At 56.1% G+C, this 610-nt stretch carries 1 protein-coding gene; it reads right to left on the bottom strand.

The genetic code is table 11. The annotated features are described in order from the left end of the window. Nucleotides 1–573 (bottom strand): hypothetical protein (locus NFU81_RS04930; protein ID WP_479688503.1); only part of this gene is annotated, 573 nt, incomplete at its 3' end. Between the last annotated feature and the right edge of the window lie 37 nt (nt 574–610).

Consider the following 610-nt stretch of genomic DNA (forward strand, 5'->3'; position numbering starts at 1 on the left):
GTGCCAAGCTTGCATGCCTGCAGGTCCGGCAGCGCTCTCCAGCGTCCGGAGTTCTGCCTGAAGCGTCAGCAGGGCAGCATGAGCACTGTCTTCCTGACGATCGCCCGCAGACACCTTCACGCTGGACTGTTTCGGCTTTTTCAGCGTCGCTTCATAATCCTTTTTCGCCGCCGCCATCAGCGTGTTGTAATCCGCCTGCAGGATTTTCCCGTCTTTCAGTGCCTTGTTCAGTTCTTCCTGACGGGCGGTATATTTCTCCAGCGGCGTCTGCAGCCGTTCGTAAGCCTTCTGCGCCTCTTCGGTATATTTCAGCCGTGACGCTTCGGTATCGCTCTGCTGCTGCGCATTTTTGTCCTGTTGAGTCTGCTGCTCAGCCTTCTCTCGGGCGGCTTCAAGCGCAAGACGGGCCTTTTCACGATCATCCCAGTAACGCGCCCGCGCTTCATCGTTAACAAAATAATCATCCTTGCGCAGATTCCAGATGTCGTCTGCTTTCTTATACGCAGCCTCTGCCTTAATCAGCATCTCCTGCGCGGTATCAGGACGACCAATATCCAGCACCGCATCCCACATGGATTTGAATGCCCGCGCAGTCCTGTCTGCCCAGGTC

Source organism: Actinacidiphila cocklensis, from assembly GCF_907177275.1.
In the GTDB taxonomy this organism is placed as follows: Bacteria; Actinomycetota; Actinomycetes; order Streptomycetales; family Streptomycetaceae; genus Actinacidiphila; species Actinacidiphila cocklensis.